Here is an 18,404-nt window from a genome sequence, read left to right on the forward strand (position 1 = left end):
TTTCACTCGTGCAGATCGTACCATCCAGCTACCGTGAGTTCTCCAGGGCCGCATGGTTAAGATCAAAGCCGAGACCCGGACGATTAGGCATAGTTATGCGACTTTGGTGCGCAATTCAGCGGTGGGACGCGTTCATCCCCTGGCGCAGGGCTTCAGACGATGCGCTGGGACACAGGAATGCCAAGGTGGGTCATGATGTTGATGACCTTGCCGGCAGCAGCGACTTCGGTCTTGTGTGTTGGCAGAGTCCGGGCGTGGAGGCGGCGACCAATCAAAGCCTTGTAGCGCATCATCGCCACCTCGCCCTAGGACCGCCGGCTGTAGTTGACGGCCTTCGGCCAGCCGAGCCGACCACGTTCTTGGATTACCTGGAGGTGACGGTCGCGTTGCGTGGGCGCCGTCTCGGCCGTGTTGCTCGGCACTGCTGTTGAGCGCGGTGGGATGATCACAGCCGCAGCAGGATCCCGCGCGGCAAGGGTGCGGTAGACTGGCTCGCCATCATATGCTGCGCCATCAGCCGTGACCAAAGCGATCGGGCCTGAGATCTGATCGAGCAAAGGTCCGACCTATGAGGCATCGCCGTCTTCGGTGCTGGTCAACTCCGGGGCGACGATTTCACCGGTGTCGGGGTCAACAGCCAAGTGGAGCTTGCGCCAAGTCCGATGGCCTTTTCCACCATGCTTCTCGCATTGCCAATGCCCTGGCCGCCACTGCCGCGGCCTGGGTTCTGACGCTGACGCCGCAGCAGGCATGTCGCAAGGCCGGCATGGCCTCCAAACACTTCTGGCTCAGAAAGCTGTTGCAGAACTTTTGGCGATCTACTTAGGACGTTCGCGTCGGGGAAGTACACGTAGGTGTCACCGTCAGTATGGGCATTGTCGAGGTGCTTCAGGACCGCCTCCCGCCCGCCGACCTGCAGGGTCATTTCCGTCGTGTAGGTCTTGGTCGGGACCGCGCCCTCCGGCGCGGGCGGGGTCGTGGCGCCCGTCAGTCCGTTGGTGGTGCCGGCGCTCAGACGCTTGGCGACATTCTCATGCGCCGTCACGACCGCACCGTCCTTGGCGAAGCCCTCGTTGCCGCCGGCGTGGTCGCCATGGAAATGCGTGTTGACGAGGTAGCGGATCGGCTCCTTTGACACGGCGGCGATCGCTGCCTTGATTTTGTCGTGCAGCGGCGCGAACTGGCCGTCGACCATGATGATGCCGCCCTCACCCACCGCCACAGTGATGTTGCCGCCGGCTCCCTCGAGCATAAAGGTGCGATGGCCGAGTTCCGTGGTCTTGATCTCGACCTCGGAATAGTCAGTCTGGGCACCAGCCGGTCCCGACGCGAACAGAAGCAATCCAAGAAGCGGGACAAACGTTGCGAGTTTGCTCATGACAACCTCTCTATGTCGGGCGATGAGGACCTGACCCAGATCACATCGGTGGCTTGACGCCATCCTTCTCCAGGGTGGCGCGGGTCGCCACCACAGAACCATCAGGCTTTCTCACACCGGAGACGATGATCGCAGCCCCAGGCTTCACCAGGCTCATGTCCGCCGGCACGAACGCCACTACGGGCACATCCGGCGGAACGATGATCTCCGCCTCCTGGCCCTTGTAGGTCACCCGCAACACCTGCCCTTGTGGCGCCGCCGCAATGCCTGCAACCGCCGCGTTGGTCATGAGACTACCGGGGGCGAGATCGGTCGGAAACTGGCCCTCGTTGGCGCCCGGCGGCAGGAAGTGCAGTTCCAAAGCATGCAGCTTGCCGTCAGAGCCTCGCACGGATGTTGAGGCAATGGCATCTCCCGCCCTGATGTCCGAGAGGCTCCGCTTCACCACACCAGTGATCCTCGCGTCCGCCGCCATCGTGACGGGCACATCCTGCCCCGCTGCGGACTTGACCATGACGGTTTGCCCCTCAACGCCTGCGACCGTCCCGCGGATACGGGTGGGTGTTCCTTCGGGAGTTTGGGCTAGGGTCGGGAGCGTCGCCAGAGCGAAGAAGGCTCCGATCAGGGATAATCGCATGGGTACCCTCCAGGGCTGAGGCCCGGCGCGGCACCGGGTTAGTCAGACTCCCACACGATCGCTTTGCAGGAGTTCCCGTCAACGGCGCAAAAGGCGTGGCAAGCGGCCTGCACGCATTCGTGATCGCGTGTTAGGCCATTAGCGTCCCGGCTTCATGTCGGCCGAGTGGAAATTGCGCTCTGGGAAGGTGGCGCAAGAACGCTGATTGCCAGACGCTGGGATCCGGGAGTGGAATCTCACGCCCTGAGATCAATGACGATACGACCTCGAATCCGGTTGGCCAAGATCCCGTCCGCCAGTTCCGGCAGGGCCTTGAAGGGGTAGACCTCGTACATCGTCCTCAGCTTCGCCGGATCAAGGTCACGAGCGAGGCGTGCCCAGGCCGCGTCGCGCTGGGCCTGCGGCGCATGCGACGACTCGATGCCGATGAGCGTCACGCCGCGCAGTATGAATGGAAACACCGAGGCAGGGAGGTCAGCCGAGCCGGCCAAGCCACAGGCCGCAACAGCACCGCCATAGACGGTCTGCGAGAGCGCGTTCACCAGAGTCTGGCCGCCAACCGAGTCGATCACACCGCCCCAGCGCTCCTTCTGCAGGGAAGGTCCCTTCTCAAGCAGATCCGAACGATTGATGAAGCCCACCGCGCCGAGGCTGCGCAGATAGTCGTGCGTCTCCGGCCGGCCGGTGGAAGCGACCACTGAATATTTCTGCTGGGCGAGCAGCGCCACCGCCATGGAACCAACGCCGCCCGAAGCGCCCGTAACCAGAACCTCCTTGCCAGTCGACTGCACGACGCCCCAGTCCTCCAGCGCATCCACGCACAGCGCCGCTGTGTGGCCCGCGGTGCCGATCGCCATCGCCTCTTCCAGCGTGAAGCTCTCCGGCAAGCGGATTAGCCATTCGGGCCTCAGGCGTTGGAAACGGCTGTAGCCGCCCCAGACCGTCTCCGACATGCCCCAACCATTGACGATCACCTTGTCACCAAGTTTCCAATCGGGCGAGCGGGACTCGATCACCGTTCCGGCCAGATCAACGCCCGCCACCATGGGCAGCCGGCGCACAATCCTTCCCTTGCCGGTGACGGCCAGACCATCCTTGTAGTTCACGGTGGAGTAGGCGACCTCGACGAGCACGTCGTTGTCGGGAAGGTCCTCGAGCGTGAGGTTCCTGAACGTCCCTTTTGTCCTGCCGTTGGCATCCTCGATCACAAAGGCTTCGAAGGTGTCAGCCATTTCATTCCTCTCGCTGGCGGGGAGCCACATTCAATGGGGTCGACGAAGGACTATGTGATATGAGCTATGGTGCTGGCATACTTCGAAATGCTCTAAGGATAATAGCTCATATCAACAGGTCGCTGACAGCTAAGGTTTGGCGCATCCGCGACCAAAGTGGACATGCAGAGGCACGGAATTGGAGGCTATGCGACCACATTCAGGTTCGGTAGGTTCTTACGCCGGAATAGGATTAGGTTTGGCGAAGTGACAGGCTGCGTAGTGTCCCGGGGTGGTCTCGGCGAGCGGAGGTCGCTCGCTTCGACAGATTGAGGATGCGATGGGACACCGTGTGTGGAAACTGCAGCCACTCGGAATATTGGCAGGACTTGGAACGTCGCCCATGAGAATAATGCGCTTCTTGGGTGCGTCAGGATCAGGTTCAGGAACCGCAGATAGCAGAGCTTGAGTGTACGGATGGCTTGGCTGATCGTAAACGCGGTTCTTCGGCCCCAACTCTACGATCCTTCCGAGGTACATCACTGCCACGCGATCGGCGACGTGACGCACCACCGAGAGATCGTGGGCGATGAACAAATAGGCGAACCGTCTCTTCTCTTGAAGGTCCTGCATCAGATTGACAATCTGAGCTTGTACCGAGACGTCGAGTGCCGAGACAGGCTCATCTGCTACGATAAATTCCGGGTTTAGTGAAATCGCTCTGGCTATGCCGATGCGCTGGCGCTGCCCGCCGGAAAACTGACGCGGGTAACGATCCATGAACGAAGGAGAAAGGCCGACCTGCGTCAAAAGCTCGGCAACCCGATCGCGCCGTTCGCTTCTGGTCTTTGCAATTCCGAACACTTCCAGCGGCTCCGAAATAATTTGCGCGATGGAGCGTCTTGGGCTCAGCGACCCATAGGGATCCTGAAAGATCATCTGCATCCGAGACCGCATCGCCCGCATTTCGTGAGAAGCGAGGCTCATCAAACTCTTGTTGTCGACGCGAACGTCTCCGTCAGACGGCTCAATCAGCCGCAGCAGAAGCCTGCCGAGAGTGGATTTGCCACAACCGGACTCGCCAACAAGTGCCAATGTCTCGGCGCGCCGGATGCTGAATGTCACCCCATCGACAGCTCGCACTGGAGGAGTAGCGCCCTTCATGAACCCGCTTCGGCCACTAAAGGTCTTGCCTAGATCTCTGACCGCAAGGAACTCGGCCTCACTTTGGATCGGTATCATGCCATATCTCCAGCGCTCACCCAGCAGGCTGCCCTCTGACTAGGTCCAAGCGTGAACAGTGGCGGTGTCTGTCTCGCACACTTCTCTATCCGATCTGGACAGCGCGTTACGAAGGGACATCCCTCCTTGATCGTACCTGGCAGCGGCACTGATCCGGGTATCTGGTATAGACGCTGCTGATCATCCCGAAGCCTTGGCACCGACCGAAGAAGTCCACGTGTATAGGGATGGCCTGGCCGGCGGAAAATCGACCGAACGTCGCCATCTTCCACAACTCGGCCGGCATACATGACAATAACCCGCTCTGCTATGTCGGCGACCACCCCAAGGTCATGTGAAATTAACAGTATAGCAGTGTTGAGCTCACGCCGGACCTTCTTCATCAGCTCCAATACCTGCGCTTGGATCGTCACATCAAGCGCTGTGGTTGGCTCATCGGCAATTAGGAGTTTCGGATTGCAAGCAACCGCCATCGCGATCATGACGCGCTGGCGCATGCCTCCAGAGAACTGATGCGGATAGGCTGCGAGGCGCTTGTCAGGATCAGGCATACCAACGAGGCGCAGGAGGTCGATCGTGCGAGAGCGCCGCTCCTCGCGGGTCGTTCGCTCGTGTAGCTTTATGGCCTCCCCAATCTGGTCGCCGATTGTCATGACCGGGTTCAGCGAACTCATGGGCTCCTGAAAGATCATAGCAATGTCGCGCCCGCGTATATCGGGCAGTTTGGCTCGAGGTAGTTCAAGAAGATTGATCCCGTCGAACTCCACTCGACCGGCCGCGACCCGTCCGGGTGGTGACGGGATCAAGCCCATGATAGCCAACGAGGTGATCGACTTGCCCGATCCGGACTCTCCGACGATCCCGACGACCGAGCCTGCGCCGATCTCGAAGCTCACGCCATCAATGACCCGGATTGGATTGGCTCGCGACCCAAACTCTACCGCAAGATCCTTGACTCTGAGTAACGGCGGGATGACTGATGACATTCCAGCGTGTTGAGGACGCACCAACGAGTTCATGGGGCTGTCTCCGGGTCGAGCATGTCGCGGACGGCGTCGCCCATCAGGTTAAAGGAAAGTACGACGCATGTTATCGCGAAGCCGGCACTGATGATGGGCCACGGAGAGCCGAACAGGTTGTTGAGCCCATCACGGATGATGTTTCCCCAACTTGGGTTCGGCGCCTGAGTGCCAATTCCGAGAAAGCTCAACGATGCTTCCAACCGGATGGCTGATGCGACCCAGAGTGTCATCAGGACTACAATCGGCGCCGCAATGTTTGGCACGATGTGACGGAAGATGATGACCGGGGTGCTCACGCCGACAGCGACAGCCGCCTCGATATAGGACTCCTGCTTAACAGCAAGTGTTGAGGCTCTCGCCACCCGCGCAAATCCGGGCACGAAGGCTACGCTGATAACCGCAATGATCTTCCAGAAGCCGCCCCCAAGAACTGCTGCGATCATGATCGCCAAAAGCAACTCCGGGAACGAGAGCAGCAGGTCGACAAGTCGGCTGATGATCCGATCCGTCAGCCCGCCGAAGTATCCCGCCACAACGCCCAGAGTCGTGCCGACGACCGCTGCCAGCGCGGGAGAGATCATTCCAAAAAGCAGTGAATTCCGCGATCCCTGGATCATCCGCGACAGCACATCGCGCCCAAATTGATCGGTGCCGAGCCAGTGCTGTGCGGACGGATATTTATTGATCTTGAGGACGCTTTGAGCCAGCGGATCGTAGGGAACTATCCACGGTGCGAGCACCGCAACCGCAATGAACGCGGCCACAATCGCGAGTGCGAATACGGTTGAAGGCCGGTTAAGCACCATTTGGCGGAGGAGAACGCTTACCCCAGGCGTCACTGGCACAAGTGGCACAGCATCAGTCTGCAGGGGCGGCAAGACCACCGGGTCGGAAGACATGCTCATGACGTTACCCGAATGCGTGGATCAATGATGATGTAGAGGAGGTCCATCAGCAGATTGATCAAGACGACCATCATCGCGAAGACGATCACGCCGCCCTGAATGACACCGTAGTCACGCTCGTTGATTGCCTGAATGAGAAGCCTGCCGATTCCGGGCCTGTTGAAAACGAGTTCGACGGCAACGGAACCGGAAAGTGTGGCAAGCAGGCTCAACCCCATTCCGGTCGAAAGTGGGAGAAGAGCATTACGTAGGCCGTGCCGATAGATGACCCTGGGTTCGCGCGCTCCCTTCGCGCGCGCCGTGCGAATGTAGTCCTTGCCGAACACTTCGAGAAGCGAGGTTCGCGTTAGTCGACCAATGAAGGCGGCCTTGACGAGCGTTAGAGTGAGCGCCGGCAATACAATGTGGTGCATTCGGTCGACGAAGCCTTCCCCTACGCCGTTGATCGGGAACCATCGGAGATTCAGTGCGAAGACGATGAGCAGCAAGGCCGCTAAATAGAAGTCCGGTATTGCATATCCGAGCAGCGAGAATGCTCGCACTCCAGAATCTGGTAGTCTGTTGCGATTGACCGCGGCGAGAACACCAAGCGGTACGCCCGCCGCAATCCCGAAGACCATCGCGACTGCCGTCAGCTCGATCGTGTACGGAAGGTTCCGGCCGATCAAATCGAGCACCGACGAGCCGTTCATGTACGAATCACCGAGGTTTAAGGTCAGAACTCCAGCCAGAAAATTGATGTATTGCTGCCATAGGGGCACGTTCAGCCCCATTTTTTCCCGGAACGCAGCCAGTTGCTCCGGCTGCGCCATGTCGCCAAGCGCCGCTAGCGCTGGGTCGCCCGGCAGGATGCGCATCGCAATGAACACGAGGGTAAGGACGAGCCAAACCGTTGGAACGGCGTCAGCAAGTCTGAGAAGCAGGTAGCGGTTCATGACGTGCGCACCCTCTTTGCCTCGGTGTTTTCGCTCAAGCGGTCTTGGTGGCGCGATGGAATCTCCAGCGAGCGTACCCGCTTTTCACCGGATACCCCAAGTCGACGCGTGCGTTACGGGCTACGGTGAACGACAGTGTCGAGAGCCCAATCAAGGGGAGATCGCGTAGCACCTGCAGCTCAATCTGTTTACAACTATCGATGTAGGTTTCGTAATCGGTTGCTTGCAGAGCTTTATCCAAGAGGGCGTCGATCCCGGGGATCGTCGTACCGTAGTGGCTGTAATTTCCTCCGCCCGAGCCATCGGCCTTGACCTCGGACTTCGACGACAGTTGCTGGAAATAGAGCTGGGTCGGTATCGGAGGATAACTGGACGAATGCATCGCCAAGGTGTTCTTGTCACTCCGATTATCCGCGTGATAAGCGGTGTGGTCGCCGATCTTCAGGTTCATCCTCAGCCCAACTGCCCGCAGTTGCTCCTGCACGATCAGCATGGTCGACGCATAATCTTCCCGCTGGCTGCAGTTGCTGTCGAAATCGAAGCCATTGGGAAAACCCGCTTCGGCGAGCAGAGCCTTGGCCTTCTTTGGATCGTAGTTATATTGCAGCTCAGGTGGCAGCTCCTCAGTCTTAAATCCTGCCGGGAAGAAGTCAGGCTGAAGTCCTGCCATGAATCCGCCCATCGGTTTCAGGGCGTCCGCGACAGCATGCCGGTCGATTGCGTACATGACCGCCTGACGAACTTTGAGATTGTCGAATGGCTTGCGGTTTAAATTGATATGCAAGGTATTGAAGGAACCAGGAGCAGTCATGTCGAACTTCAACGTTGGATCGCGTTGAAGCATTGAGTCGACCCATCCTGGGGCACGTACAGCCTCGATCATATCGACATCGCCTGATAGGAGGGCCAGAGTGCGGGCCGTGGTGTCTGCAATGAAGACACACTCCACATTGGGAATCTTGGCTTTAGGGCCCCAATACGCTTCATGGCGCTTTAGGGCCTCACCCCACTGGCTGTCGAAACGAACAAGTTCGTAAGGACCAGTCCCAACCGCGTCAGTGGCGAACTTCTTCTCTCCAATCGCGTCGTAGGCCTTCCGAGATACGATAGAGGTATTATTCGAGAATATGCTCGTTCCGAGGAGGTTCACATCAGGCGATTTCAATGTGATTTCGACTTCATATGGCCCCTTTGCCACGACATCGGCGATATTGGACAAAATTGTCGTATTGGTGCCGTCCTTGATGGCTCGTTTGTACGAGAAAACGACATCGTCAGAGGTCATCTCCCCGTAACCTTTATGGAATTGAACCCCTTGGCGCAGCTTGAACGTCCAGGTCCTTGCGTCTGATGAAGTTGACCATTCAGTCGCCAGCGTAGGAACGTACTTGCTTGGTGAGGTTGCAAAATCGCCATCCTCGGGCCTAACGAGTTGTTCGTAAATTTGCTCCGTCGCCCAATTATCCGATCCCTGCGTTGTTTGGTTGGGGTCGCTGGTGCGCGGGCCTTTTGCGGCAATGCCGATACGAAGGACGTCGGGACGATTTGCCGCCCGGGCAGTCCGGACCCCAATCGCTGTCAGGCCTATGGTTGCGGCACTAAGTTGAAGAAACTCTCGGCGTTTTATCGTCATTGGCTTTCCTCCTGAAGACAGGTTTCAGACCCGGCGCCTGTCCAGTTCGTTATCGATGATCGACAGTCCTAAACCCGGGCCAGACGGTACGATGAATTTTCCCTCCTCGGGCTTGAGCGGATTGGCGCAAGCAACATGCATCCGCGTGGAGGGATCGGCAAACTCAGCGGGCTTGGTCAGGTGCATGATCGTTGCGAGTACATGCAGATTGGCCGCGTGACCGATCAACGGTTGCGTCTGATGAGGAACCAACTCCACACCATGAGCGTGGCAAATCGCGGCACATTGCATGAGGCCGGTGATACCACCCATCTTGACGATATCGGGCTGCACCATGCGTACCCCGGCGTTGATCATGTCCACGACAGCCTGGAGAGTATAGGACTGCTCAGCAGCGGACACGGTAATGTCGAGGCGTTGCGCAACCTCGCCCATGGCTCGTACGTTGTAGTGTTGTACGGGCTCTTCGAACCAGAGGTACCCCAGCTCTTCCAGTGCCCGGCCAACACGGATCGCTCCCCCGACTGAATATTGGTTGTTGGCATCGAACGCCAGTGGGAAGTCGCCTCCCACAAGCTTACGAACTGCGCGCGCTTTGGCAATGTCGCCCGGAATATCGTAGTCTTGCCGGGTTCGATCGCCATCCCACCGAATTTTGATCGCAGCAGGCTTCTCCGCCTTCCAGCGAGCCTCCACGACTCTTACTGTCTCATCGAGTGTTCGCGCTGCATTCCCGCCGATAGAGGCATAAAAGGGAATTTCGGTGCGCCAAGCCCCTCCCAAGAGCTTGTAAATGGGTTGATCAAAATATTTCCCTTTGATGTCCCAGAGTGCGATGTCGAGCGCTGCTAAAGCCCCTGTGACAGCACCTTCTGGCCCAAGCTTTACGTATTTATGCAGAAGCCGGTCCTGAAGGACCGCCTGATCCATCACGTCCGCGCCGATCAGCGATTCTGCGAAGTCTCGAATGACTCCGAGAGAATGCTCGCCGCCCATCATTGGAGACGCCTCGCCGTATCCGACCAGGCCGTCCGCAGTCGTTACTCGGACGAACGCAGTGCGTCGCCCCGGTGGATCGTTGATATCCCAAGCAACCTGAAAGGCGTCGATTTTTGCGATGAGGGAGCGGGCCGACAAGTTGTTTATCCTTCCTAAGAATCAGATTGTTCAACTGAAGACTGGGCGACATCGAAGCAGGTGCGTCGCTTTGCGGATGAGCGAACCCGGCGGGCGCTCGAGTGGAAACGACATGCGCTGGAGTGAATCCTCGCAGTCGATGGACGCTGCGGGTCTAACGGATTGCGCCGTTTCAAAGGCCGCCCGCCTGCGATCGGTTTTGAACAAAGGTCCATTAACCAGAGGCGGGCGGTAGCCATGGCTATTTCCTCGCCCCGATCCGTCTGGGCGAGTGCGCCGATGGCAGACCCAAGGGAAGCGACAGCGATATCTGCCTATCGATTGGAATGCATCGCGTCATTGAGAGGCGACGCGTTTGGCGCGTTATCATGCCCCTGGCGTGTAGCTTCTGCCGCGGACCCAGCAACAGGGATCCAGCCGACCTCTGCAGGTTGGCGAACGCAATAATGTGATAATGCCTGCCGATTTTGCGGCTCAGAGCATCCTCCTGGTGTTTCCATGAATGCGGTATGCTCCGCATTGGCGATCCCAATCTTATTGAGTATGACCTACTTTGCATCCGTATGCGAGCGGCTCGGAAAAAATATCATAGGCATTGATGCACCCGCTGTTTTGGTCGGCAACAGTGATCCCTGCGCCTGATCTATCCTGATCCGTCATGACGACTCACGATCCGGTTCGTAGGCGTAGATTGAAGATCGGGCGAAGTGAGCGACCGGGGTGCCGTTTGCAGTCACGACCTCTTCGCTTTCGAAATAATATTTGCCTTTTCGGAGACTGGTTCCTGTGATCCGGCCGACAGTCGCTAATCGTTGACCAGGGCGAACGCGCGCGAAATGCCGGGCCTCTACAGAGACCAGAACGATCGGTGCGGGGAACCGGAAGCTGTTATTGGTGTCTCCCATGGCAATGCGCATCAGGCAGCCCGAATGCACGAAAGCGGGTTCAGCGTAGACGGGGTGGTGTTCTCCAAAAGCCCGAAGGGAGGCGCGGAACTCAGTCTCACTGAGGATTCTGTCGGCGGTAGTGACCGGCAGCCCGGGGCGAAGTGCTCCTGGTGATATCTCGGGAGGCACCTCAGGCCGGGGAATGATCCTGAAATCCGAAAAGCTCGGTGGTGACCCCGGCGAGTCGGGCAAGCCGACCCAACCTGTTGCTACCTCTTCATCGTCTTCGTTAACGACACTGATAGAAGCTCGACGCATTTCAGGCCCACCTGAAAGGTTCGTGGCGAATATTCTCAGTGTGTCTCCGTTGTACACAGGGCGGCGGAACCGCGCACCCATGCCCCCTCTTTCGGCCCAGTCCCTGCCCCAGGCCTCGACCGCGACACGACTGATATGACCGTAGATGAAGGCACCAGGTACCAGTGCAGCCTTATAGCCTCGGGCGCGGGCCACTGCATCGTCGTGGATCGATCCCTTGTAGCGAGGATCGTCGTCGAGACGAATCTGGAGGCTCAACGTCCGTGGGAACTCGCCCGCTTGATAGGAGAGGCGCTTGTTCATGAGATCAACTATCCGGCAAGGGAACTGTGGCGACGGCAGCGCTTGCCTCTAAGTGGGAGATATCATGCCGAGTGAGGGCCAGAACCTCCTGGAGGATCAGCATATTGTGGCTCCCGAAACAGGGGGCGGCTGACCGCTGATCGCCGGGAGTAGCGCTTAGATGAATCGGCAGCCCTGGGTGATGATGCCGTCCAGCATCAGGATGCTCGAGTTCGGTGAAGAATCCCCGGTGGGCCAGATACTCGCTCCTCGCCACATCAGCCGAATCGGCGACAGGGGCCGCTGCGATGCCGACGTTCTGCAGCATCTTGGCAGTGTCGTCTTTATCGCGGCTGCTGGTCCAAGCGGATATGATCCTGGTGAGCTCGTCCTGATGAACGCGACGACCGGCCAGCGACGCAAAGCGAACATCGTCCAGGAGTTCCGGGTGGCCCATGACTTCGCACAACCGTCGCCACTGTTCATCGGTTTGGGCCGCGATCACAACCCATTGATCCTCGCCACGAGCAGGGAAGGCATCGTGTGGCACCATGGTCCCGACATGGTTTCCATCAGGCACAGGATCTGTCCCCGTCTCCGTTGCGTGCAAAAGCTCGGCACCGATGAACTGCATCGCCGCTTCGACCTGAGGTACTTCAATGTATTGCCCCTGGCCTGTCCGTTGCCGATAGTGCAGCGCCGTCAGGATCGCGGCAGCGGCATTGAACCCTCCGATGGGATCAAGGTAAGACGGTCCCGTATTTTCAGGCTGACCTTTTGGATAGCCGATCATGGCGGACATGCCGGTCGCCATTTCCATGGTCGGCCCCAGTGCGGCATACCGTGACATAGGCCCTTCCCGGCCAAAGGCGGGCAACTCGGCGACAATGATGTCCGGCTTGATCCGTGCAAGCTCATCATATCCCAGACCCAGCTTGGCCAGCGTGCCGGGCCGGAAGTTGCAGATAAGTACGTCGGCCACTGCAGCGAGCTTCCGGAGCGTTTGACGCCCCTCCTCTGTCTTGAGATTGAGAATGCAAGAGAGCTTGTTAACGTTCTGGGAATTGAACAGGAACGCGCGATCGAATGGCCGTTCACCTGGTACGCCGTCGGGAAAGTTGATCGGGTTCGGCTTTTCCTTATTCAGGCGCCAGGAATTGACCCGATTGGGCGACTCGACGTGGATCGCCTCTGCTCCCAAGTAGGCCAGTACCCGGCCAGCCATCGGTCCCGCCCATGCAGTTGCAATCTCAATGACCCTGATACCCTCCAGTGGCCGACGCATCGCCGGCCGTGCCTGTGCAGGCGACCCGCCTGAACGCGACGGGTGTTTGAGGCAGGCATTCGCCTCTCCTAAAGCCGGCGCGCCTGAGCGTACCTTGCGCGGCGTCTCGCTCATTCGGAAGGGCGGCCCTAGAACGACGCGCCCGTCGACCTCCTCCCAAAAACCACGACTGTTGAGGTGAGCATTGTGGTACAACTCGGAGGGGCGGTAGGCTTTTGCCGCAATCACTTCGGCTCGCTGGAGCAGATCGACTAGATCTTCAGCCTTGGAATCGCCGACGCGGTCCTGAATGATCGCGAAGAGCGCATCCCAGTTCCTGCGCCGGGTCAGGGGATCTGCAAAACGCGGATCGGACTCTACGCCAGGCAGATCCAATGCCGTGCAGAATGCATGCCAGCGGTGGTTGTAGATCCAGATGCACACCCATCCGTCCCGGCATTTCACCTGGCTGGCCGGGATCGATTGGTCACGCCGGGTATGGACGCTTCCATTGTATATATGCCGCATCACATACGGAAAGCACATGGCCGCTGCCGTCTCGGCAGCATCGACGTATACCTTTTGCCCGACGCCGGTGCCGTCCCGCGCCCGCAGCGCGGCCAAGACGCCGATATAAGCCGCAAGACCCGCAGCAAACGAGGCACGCTCACCAGTCCCATAGAGGGGTTCCCGGCCGTACTCGCCATTGTTGTTCATCATTCCGGACAGCGCCTGCAATACGATTTCAGGGCCTTTCCAGTGAGCTATTGGGCCATCGTCCCCAAAAGCGCTGACGTGCACCGGGATGCACTGCGGATTGATGCGAGAGACCTTATCGGCATCGAAGCCTTGCGGTAATACGGCGACGTCAGCTGCAGTCAGCAAGGCCTCGAATTGCTGTTGCCCGGGCGAACTCTCCCGATTGAGGCTCACGGATCGCTTGCCGCAATTGAGGTGCCAGAAAAACAAGGAAACCTCATCACCCTGGACGGAAAAGGGAGGCATGCGCCGGATTGGCGATCCGGTCTCTGGTTCGATCAGGGCGACTTCGGCCCCAAAGTCGGCGAGGAGCCGTGCACAGTACTGTCCTCCAACACTGTCGGAAAAGTCCACAACTCTCAGGCCGATTAAAGCGGACGGCGTGATGCAACCGGGTTCAAGATTCGCCGCTGCGAGAAAGGGCATCGCTTTCCTCCCTTACAGACTCTGGTCTAGACAGTTTTGCATCCGTATGCAATTGCGACTTTCGTTGTGCGGTCTGGTCCATTGGAGCCGGTCCGCTCCACAAGTAGAATGGCCTGTAGCCGCTCCGGCAATCGGGGGATCAGCAATATGAACGGGGGACAGGACGGCCCTATGGACACCAGACCGAAGCGTAACTCCCTTACAGCACGTGAACTGGCACGCATGATCGGAGTGAGCCAATCAGCGGTCTCACGCGCGTTTACGCCTGGCGCGAGCATCGCACCGGAACTTCGCGAGAAAATCCTACAGTATGCCGCAACGGTGGATTACCAGCCGAACGCCATCGCCAGCATGCTATCGAAGCGCCGCACGAATATCGTCGGCATCGTCGTTTCCGAGATGCAAAACCCGTTCTATCCGGCCTTGCTTGAAAAGCTGTCACAGGAATTACAGAGAATCGGGTTTCAAAGCCTTCTGTTTAATATTACGGCTGGTGCTAACCTTCAGGAGCAGTTATCGGCCCTGCGGCGCTACAATGTGGATGCAGTGATCGTTATCTCGGCCACGGTGTTATCAGGTCCCACACTGCAGCGGGTAACCGAAGGACGTGCGGCCATTCTCATCAACAGAGTCGTTGAGGACGTGAGCATTGCATGCGTAGCGTGTGACAACATTGAGGGCGGACGCGCCGTTGCAGACCATTTCTACGAACTCGGCCAGCGCCGAGTGGCCTACGTCGCCGGATTAGCTCACACCAGCACAGGCCGGGAGCGAAGAAATGCGTTCGTTACGAGGGTCGCCGAGCTCGGCATGACGCTCACAGCCAACATTGACGGCGGAGAGTACAGCTACAATGCTGGGCGTCGCACTGCTCTAGAAATCGCAGCAGGGAGTAAAACAGATGCGATATTCTTCGCCAACGACATTCTGGCGCTTGGAGGCATGGACGCATTGCGGGAGGAAGCGGGTTTGCGAGTGCCGGAAGACATCTCAATAGCAGGATTTGACGATATCGCGATGGCAAGCTGGCCGCATTATGCACTCACGACGTTTCGTCAGCCTCTTGACGGCATTGTCAGCGAGACCGTCAGGATGCTCCAAGAAGGTTCCTGTCAACCTGGACAGACCCAGGTCATACGACGGCTATCTGGCAGCCTCGTTGTGAGAGAGTCAACCGCGAGTGATGCCACAAGGACCTGAGGGCTCCGTTGCATTAACCGGCTTTGTTGCAGTAACTGCCATAAGGCACAATGCATCCATCTGAAGGCTCTCGTCAGGCGGCAACACCGAAGAGCTCTCACGAGGCGGATTTCACCTGTCGCACCAGGCGCCGGCAGAACTCAGTGGCCGCGGCGGATCATCCGCATGACCTCAAACCTTTGATAGTGGCGGAGGCTATTTTCATCCTCTGGAAGCCTCGGGTCGGACGGATCACACGCTTGAGTGCGCTGTGATCCGCTTCGATGATATTGTTGAGATATTTCGAGGTCGGGTGCACGGCATCTTTCGACAACAGCACTTCGCTTTGTAATCGTCGGATGGACTTTGGATAAAAGGCTAGCCTATCGGCCGTAATCGAGGATGGAGGATAGTCGCCCATCAGCTTGAGGGGTTGCGCAAGAAGCGATAAGCGGCTCGGGTGTTTCGGCAGTCGAAGAGCATAAAGTCGACGAGCCGCCCGTGCTTATCGACTGCACGGAAGAGATACTTCCATTTCCCGCTGACCCGCACATAAGTTTCATCCACACGCCATGAACCAGTGCGATGTCCCTGATACCGACGGACCCGCTTCTCGATGTCCGGCGCGTAGCGCTGAACCCACCGAAAGCTCGTAGATGGGTCGGCCTCGACGCCCCGCTCCTGCATCATCTCGGCGAGATCGGGATAGCTGATCCCATACTTGCAGTTCCAGCGCACGCAGCACAGCAGGATGATCTCCACGGGAAAGCGACGGAGCTTGAGCAGAGACATCAGCGCGGCTCTTCAATCGGCATCCCTCGCTACAAGGTCTAGGTTAATGCAACGGTCCCGCCAAAGGCGCCCCGTGCCCGCACCGGACGACGGGGCGCTCAGGATGCTATTGGTCCACAACCGAGCCGTCCTTGTGCAACCGGGTGTGAAGGGTACGCGGCCGATACGGGAATTTCTCAGCGGCATCCGGACGAAGCGAGACCCCGATGCCGGGCTCGTCGCTGATCGTCAGAAAGCCCTCGCCGTCGTGCTGTGCGGAGCCGACAAGGAAGCTATCGGAGTCCGGCCGCTTGTCAGTCACGTCCCAGGTATCGTTCGGGAATTCCTGAAGGACGAAGTTTGGCGCTGTTGCCGCGATCTGGAGGCAGGCTGCGGTCGAGACTGCACTGAGCGGGTTGTGGGGCACGACTCCCGCATGCGAAGCCTCGGCGAGTGCCGCGATCTTCCGCGCGCCGGAGATGCCGCCGACGATGCAGACGTCCGGCCGGACGAGCTGAACCGCGTTACGCGCCAGGAGCATCTGGAATTCCCAGATTGACGTCATGCGCTCGCCGGTCGCGATCGGGATGCCGATCTTGTCCGCGACATAGGCCATCTCATCGAGGTTGTCCGGAAGGATCGGATCCTCCATGAAGATCGGGTAGAAGGGTTCGATGGCACGACCGAGTTGCACCGCCTCGTACGGGGTCATCCGACGATGGATCTCGATGCACAGGTCCATTTCAGGGCCCGCGATCTTTCGATACTGGCGCACGGTCTCGACCGCATCCCCGATCTTTTGGGCGTGGGTCTGGAAATAGGGTTCTTCCCTGCGGGAGTCCAGGAAGGGCGTCAGGTGGCCGACGGCGGTGAAGCCCAACTTCTTCGCTGCCTCGATGCCGGAGAACAGCTCATCCTTGGTCTCACCGAACACGTGGTAGTAAGCTCGCGCCTTGTTTCTCACCTTGCCACCGAGCAGGGCGTGGACCGGAGCCTCGAAATGCTTTCCCATGATGTCCCACAGGGCGATGTCGATGGCGCTGAGGGCGGCCATGACAGCCGACCCACGGAAGTGGGCCCAGCGGTACATGTACTGCCAGTGGTGCTCGATCTTCAGTGGGTCTTGGCCGAGGAGGTAATCTTTGAACCGTACCACCGCTCCGGCCGTTGCCTCGTGGAAACCCCAGGCTCCCCCTTCGCCCAGCCCGACGAGACCATTGTCGGTGCGGATTTCCACGAACAGGTACTTGTCCACGAAGATGCTCTCGACGCTTTCGATCCGCATGGGTTCTCCCTCGCTAGGTCAGGTGGCGGCATCGCCGCCTTGGTTAATGTTCGGTAATCAGGATCACGGCATCCGGCTCAATGCGGACGCGGATTGTCTCGCCGACGCTCGGCGGGCGCCGCGCGGCGAACTCGGCGCGCAGTCCTACGTCGCCAATCCGGATCGCGGACGTCACAATCGCGCCGAGAAAGTTCGTGGATGTCACCTCGGCATCGAAGCAGTTCGCGCCGCTTTCGCCGTCCGCGACACGCTGGATGCTCTCGGCGCGGATGCAGACCAGGACGGGGCCCGATACCCTCTCCTGCTCCGTCCAGGAGAAGCGGCCTTCGATCGTGACCCCTCCAGCGAGAGCCACAATTGCGCCTCCCTGGCCTTCGGAGCGGGCGATCATTCCGTTCAGGATGTTAGCATTGCCGATGAACTCGGCGGCGAAGCGGGTCGCGGGACGGTCATAGAGGTCGCGCGGGCTTCCCGACTGAATCATCTCGCCATCCTTCATCAGGATGATGCGGTCGCTCATCAGCATCGCTTCCGACTGGTCATGGGTCACGTAGAGCGAGGTCTGCCCAAGGCGCCGTTGAAGCTCGACGAGTTCGAAGCGCATCCGGTCACGAAGTCCCGCGTCAAGGTTGCTCAGAGGTTCGTCGAACAGGAGAAGGCGGGGCGACGTGATGATGGCACGTGCGAGCGCCACCCTCTGCTGCTGGCCGCCGCTGAGCTCCGTCCCGTATCGCGCTGCATATCCCTCGAGCCCCACGATCCTCAGGGCCTCGCGCACCTTTGCCTCGACGGTCGCTGCGGGTTCCCGGCGGGTGCGCAGGCCGTAGGCGACGTTCTCGAACACCGTCATGTGCGGCCACACGGCGTAGGACTGGAAGACCATGTTGATGCCGCGCTTCTCTGGCGGGACCTCCCGCCCGTCCGCCGCGACGACCTCATCGCCAATCCGGATCGTTCCCGCCGTTGAACCCTCAAGGCCCGCGATGCAGCGTAGCGTCGTTGTCTTTCCGCATCCGCTCGGCCCGAGAAGGGAGACGAACTCGCCGTCCTCGACCGTGAAGCTGATGTTGCGGACGGCCTTAACGCTGCCGTAGGCGACGACGAGATCCTCTACGCTAAGTCTGGCCATTGTT

General features: G+C 59.2%; 16 protein-coding genes and 1 pseudogene. 1 reads left to right on the forward strand and 16 read right to left on the reverse strand.

Annotation, left to right across the window (positions count from 1 at the left end):
* Nucleotides 1-152 precede the first annotated feature (152 nt).
* From NF876_RS11165 to NF876_RS11220, 12 genes and pseudogenes are all read right to left on the reverse strand, one after another.
* Nucleotides 153-701: pseudogene (locus NF876_RS11165) on the reverse strand (transposase); the annotation flags it as partial.
* Nucleotides 596-1,480 carry an MBL fold metallo-hydrolase gene (locus NF876_RS11170; protein ID WP_315975024.1) on the reverse strand — a complete coding sequence of 295 codons (885 nt, stop codon included), beginning with the start codon at nt 1,478-1,480 and terminating at the stop codon, nt 596-598. The pseudogene NF876_RS11165 and the gene NF876_RS11170, both read right to left, overlap by 106 nt.
* Entirely contained in the window at nt 1,419-2,015 is a 597-nt protein-coding gene (locus NF876_RS11175) for a hypothetical protein (RefSeq protein WP_262268874.1), read from the reverse strand. Before NF876_RS11175 ends, NF876_RS11170 begins: the two co-directional genes overlap by 62 nt.
* Nucleotides 2,016-2,251: 236 nt before the next feature.
* Nucleotides 2,252-3,247 carry an MDR family oxidoreductase gene (locus NF876_RS11180; protein WP_262268907.1) on the reverse strand — a complete coding sequence of 332 codons (996 nt, stop codon included), beginning with the start codon at nt 3,245-3,247 and terminating at the stop codon, nt 2,252-2,254.
* A 216-nt stretch (nt 3,248-3,463) separates the two neighbouring features.
* Nucleotides 3,464-4,468: an ABC transporter ATP-binding protein gene (locus NF876_RS11185; RefSeq protein WP_262268875.1), complete on the reverse strand. Its 1,005-nt coding sequence runs from the start codon at nt 4,466-4,468 to the stop codon at nt 3,464-3,466.
* Nucleotides 4,465-5,487 carry an ABC transporter ATP-binding protein gene (locus NF876_RS11190; RefSeq protein ID WP_262268876.1) on the reverse strand — a complete coding sequence of 341 codons (1,023 nt, stop codon included), beginning with the start codon at nt 5,485-5,487 and terminating at the stop codon, nt 4,465-4,467. The genes NF876_RS11185 and NF876_RS11190 overlap by 4 nt, the downstream gene beginning before the upstream one ends.
* Nucleotides 5,484-6,395, reverse strand: a complete 912-nt coding sequence (locus NF876_RS11195; RefSeq protein WP_262268877.1) for an ABC transporter permease — start codon at nt 6,393-6,395, stop codon at nt 5,484-5,486. Before NF876_RS11195 ends, NF876_RS11190 begins: the two co-directional genes overlap by 4 nt.
* Nucleotides 6,392-7,330, reverse strand: coding sequence for an ABC transporter permease (locus NF876_RS11200; RefSeq protein ID WP_262268878.1), 939 nt, complete (start codon nt 7,328-7,330; stop codon nt 6,392-6,394). Before NF876_RS11200 ends, NF876_RS11195 begins: the two co-directional genes overlap by 4 nt.
* Before the next feature lie 34 nt (nt 7,331-7,364).
* On the reverse strand, nt 7,365-8,963 hold the full coding sequence (locus NF876_RS11205; protein ID WP_262268879.1) for an ABC transporter substrate-binding protein: 1,599 nt from the start codon (nt 8,961-8,963) through the stop codon (nt 7,365-7,367).
* 24 nt (nt 8,964-8,987) lie between these two features.
* Nucleotides 8,988-10,100: a mandelate racemase/muconate lactonizing enzyme family protein gene (locus NF876_RS11210; RefSeq protein ID WP_262268880.1), complete on the reverse strand. Its 1,113-nt coding sequence runs from the start codon at nt 10,098-10,100 to the stop codon at nt 8,988-8,990.
* A 656-nt stretch (nt 10,101-10,756) separates the two neighbouring features.
* Nucleotides 10,757-11,608 carry a hotdog family protein gene (locus NF876_RS11215; protein ID WP_262268881.1) on the reverse strand — a complete coding sequence of 284 codons (852 nt, stop codon included), beginning with the start codon at nt 11,606-11,608 and terminating at the stop codon, nt 10,757-10,759.
* 4 nt (nt 11,609-11,612) lie between these two features.
* Nucleotides 11,613-14,036, reverse strand: a complete 2,424-nt coding sequence (locus NF876_RS11220; RefSeq protein WP_262268882.1) for a CaiB/BaiF CoA transferase family protein — start codon at nt 14,034-14,036, stop codon at nt 11,613-11,615.
* Between the two features lie 171 nt (nt 14,037-14,207).
* Here NF876_RS11220 and NF876_RS11225 point away from each other — a divergent pair, with 171 nt between their 5' ends.
* Complete coding sequence (locus NF876_RS11225; RefSeq protein WP_262268883.1) at nt 14,208-15,236, forward strand: LacI family DNA-binding transcriptional regulator; 1,029 nt, start codon at nt 14,208-14,210, stop codon at nt 15,234-15,236.
* Nucleotides 15,237-15,393: 157 nt separating this feature from the next.
* On the opposite strand, the gene NF876_RS11230 is transcribed toward NF876_RS11225, so the two are convergent.
* From NF876_RS11230 to NF876_RS11245, 4 genes are all read right to left on the reverse strand, one after another.
* Complete coding sequence (locus NF876_RS11230; protein ID WP_262268884.1) at nt 15,394-15,636, reverse strand: DDE-type integrase/transposase/recombinase; 243 nt, start codon at nt 15,634-15,636, stop codon at nt 15,394-15,396.
* On the reverse strand, nt 15,636-16,007 hold the full coding sequence (locus NF876_RS11235) for an IS6 family transposase (RefSeq protein ID WP_262268885.1): 372 nt from the start codon (nt 16,005-16,007) through the stop codon (nt 15,636-15,638). Before NF876_RS11235 ends, NF876_RS11230 begins: the two co-directional genes overlap by 1 nt.
* Nucleotides 16,008-16,113: 106 nt before the next feature.
* Nucleotides 16,114-17,271 carry a mandelate racemase/muconate lactonizing enzyme family protein gene (locus NF876_RS11240; RefSeq protein ID WP_262268886.1) on the reverse strand — a complete coding sequence of 386 codons (1,158 nt, stop codon included), beginning with the start codon at nt 17,269-17,271 and terminating at the stop codon, nt 16,114-16,116.
* 43 nt (nt 17,272-17,314) lie between these two features.
* Entirely contained in the window at nt 17,315-18,400 is a 1,086-nt protein-coding gene (locus NF876_RS11245; protein ID WP_262268887.1) for an ABC transporter ATP-binding protein, read from the reverse strand.
* Nucleotides 18,401-18,404 lie beyond the last annotated feature (4 nt).

The sequence above is a fragment of the Microvirga yunnanensis genome, from assembly GCF_025460875.1.

Coding starts and splice junctions, on each gene's coding strand:
- NF876_RS11170 (WP_315975024.1), bottom strand. CDS start 1,480: ATGGTTCTGTGGTGGCGACCCGCGCCACCCTGGAGAAGGATGGCGTCA.
- NF876_RS11175 (WP_262268874.1), bottom strand. CDS start 2,015: ATGCGATTATCCCTGATCGGAGCCTTCTTCGCTCTGGCGACGCTCCCG.
- NF876_RS11180 (WP_262268907.1), bottom strand. CDS start 3,247: ATGGCTGACACCTTCGAAGCCTTTGTGATCGAGGATGCCAACGGCAGG.
- NF876_RS11185 (WP_262268875.1), bottom strand. CDS start 4,468: ATGATACCGATCCAAAGTGAGGCCGAGTTCCTTGCGGTCAGAGATCTA.
- NF876_RS11190 (WP_262268876.1), bottom strand. CDS start 5,487: ATGAACTCGTTGGTGCGTCCTCAACACGCTGGAATGTCATCAGTCATC.
- NF876_RS11195 (WP_262268877.1), bottom strand. CDS start 6,395: ATGAGCATGTCTTCCGACCCGGTGGTCTTGCCGCCCCTGCAGACTGAT.
- NF876_RS11200 (WP_262268878.1), bottom strand. CDS start 7,330: ATGAACCGCTACCTGCTTCTCAGACTTGCTGACGCCGTTCCAACGGTT.
- NF876_RS11205 (WP_262268879.1), bottom strand. CDS start 8,963: ATGACGATAAAACGCCGAGAGTTTCTTCAACTTAGTGCCGCAACCATA.
- NF876_RS11215 (WP_262268881.1), bottom strand. CDS start 11,608: ATGAACAAGCGCCTCTCCTATCAAGCGGGCGAGTTCCCACGGACGTTG.
- NF876_RS11220 (WP_262268882.1), bottom strand. CDS start 14,036: ATGCCCTTTCTCGCAGCGGCGAATCTTGAACCCGGTTGCATCACGCCG.
- NF876_RS11225 (WP_262268883.1), top strand. CDS start 14,208: ATGGACACCAGACCGAAGCGTAACTCCCTTACAGCACGTGAACTGGCA.
- NF876_RS11230 (WP_262268884.1), bottom strand. CDS start 15,636: ATGGGCGACTATCCTCCATCCTCGATTACGGCCGATAGGCTAGCCTTT.
- NF876_RS11235 (WP_262268885.1), bottom strand. CDS start 16,007: ATGTCTCTGCTCAAGCTCCGTCGCTTTCCCGTGGAGATCATCCTGCTG.
- NF876_RS11240 (WP_262268886.1), bottom strand. CDS start 17,271: ATGCGGATCGAAAGCGTCGAGAGCATCTTCGTGGACAAGTACCTGTTC.
- NF876_RS11245 (WP_262268887.1), bottom strand. CDS start 18,400: ATGGCCAGACTTAGCGTAGAGGATCTCGTCGTCGCCTACGGCAGCGTT.